Origin of the sequence: Vibrio sp. Vb2960, assembly GCF_033337665.1 — a bacterium.
GTDB classification, from domain to species: Bacteria; Pseudomonadota; Gammaproteobacteria; order Enterobacterales; family Vibrionaceae; genus Vibrio; species Vibrio alginolyticus.
In genome coordinates this window covers 1-564 of the sequence record NZ_JAWORD010000084.1, presented here as the reverse complement: position 1 = coordinate 564, position 564 = coordinate 1, and the positions used below count along the sequence as shown (strand labels likewise).

The 564-nt window shown below is 43.4% G+C and carries 2 protein-coding genes; both read left to right on the top strand.

Going from position 1 to position 564, the window contains the following annotated elements; genetic code table 11:
• Positions 1–2: 2 nt before the first annotated feature.
• Complete coding sequence (locus R7O03_RS22745) at positions 3–347, top strand: type II toxin-antitoxin system RelE/ParE family toxin (protein WP_025607769.1); 345 nt, start codon at positions 3–5, stop codon at positions 345–347.
• The coding region (gene nadS / locus R7O03_RS22740) for a NadS family protein (protein WP_318132075.1) at positions 337–564 on the top strand (228 nt) is incomplete at its 3' end. The genes R7O03_RS22745 and nadS, both read left to right, overlap by 11 nt.

Here is a 564-nt window from a genome sequence, read left to right as displayed (position 1 = left end):
TTATTAGCTACGCATTAGAGTTTATTGAAACGCCATTGTTTGAATCTCAGCGAAAAGAGATGCTCACGGATGAAGAGTTTCGAGCGTTGCAGTCAGACATCATCAAAAACCCAGAAATGGGATCGTTGATTGTCGGAACGGGAGGGCTAAGAAAAGTTCGCCTTGCTGGAGAATCGACAGGTAAGAGTGGTGGTTATCGAACGATTTACTTACTGATCCAACCTGATGTTGTCTATTTGGTGTTGCTGTACAAGAAAGGGAGAAAGGACTCTTTAACTCAGAAAGAGAAGAATCTCCTTAAAGAAGTGTCGAGGTCGATTAAGAGAGAGTATGACAATGAGCAATAGTATTTTTGATGAACTTTATACATCGATGAAGCAAGCCGAAGCGATTGCAAAAGGAGAGCAGACTCCTGCGAATGTCACTCGTTATGAGATTGCCGATGTTAAAGCGATCCGAGCACAACTGGATGTCAGCCAAAAAGAGTTGGCACAAGCGATGGATGTGAGTATTGAGACCGTGAACAAGTGGGAGCAAGGTTGGAGAACTCCGACTGTAAAAGCA